Here is a 563-nt window from a genome sequence, read left to right on the forward strand (position 1 = left end):
TTATATTGTAACCACGAACACGCTCAATATTTTAAGCTGTGAGAGTTTTGAAATTTTAGAAAAAAGAGAGCTGGATACAAGCGGTGTTACTAAAACTTCTACGCCGTTTTTTTCTAGGGTTGAAGGCATTGATGCAGGCACTCTAGGGAAACTTTTTTCAGGCAGTCAATCTAAAAATTACTTTGCTTACTATGACGCTTTAGTGAAAAAGGAAAAACGCAAAGAAGTAAGGATTAAAAAGCAAGAAGAAAAGGTTGATGCTAGAGAAATTAAACGAGAAATCAAGCAAGAATCCATTAAAGAGCCTAAAAAAGCCAATCAAGGCACAGAAAACGCTCCTACTTTAGAAGAGAAAAACTACCAAAAAGCAGAGCGAAAACTTGATGTTAAAGAAGAAAGGCGTCGTTTAAGAGATGAAAGGAAAAAAGCCAATGCCACCAAAAAGGCTATGGAATTTGAAGAAAGAGAAAAAACGCATGATGAAAGAGATGAGAGAGAGACTGAAGAGAGAAGGAAGGCTATAGGCATGGATCAAGGCAATGAAAAAGTCAATGCCAAAGAAA

The 563-nt window shown here is 36.6% G+C and carries 1 pseudogene; it reads left to right on the forward strand.

Annotated features, from left to right (window positions below):
- Positions 1–563: pseudogene (gene pgbA / locus IEY73_RS34800) on the forward strand (plasminogen-binding protein PgbA); the annotation flags it as partial.

This window comes from Mangrovihabitans endophyticus, from assembly GCF_014646155.1.
In the GTDB taxonomy this organism is placed as follows: domain Bacteria; phylum Actinomycetota; class Actinomycetes; order Mycobacteriales; family Micromonosporaceae; genus Actinoplanes; species Actinoplanes endophyticus.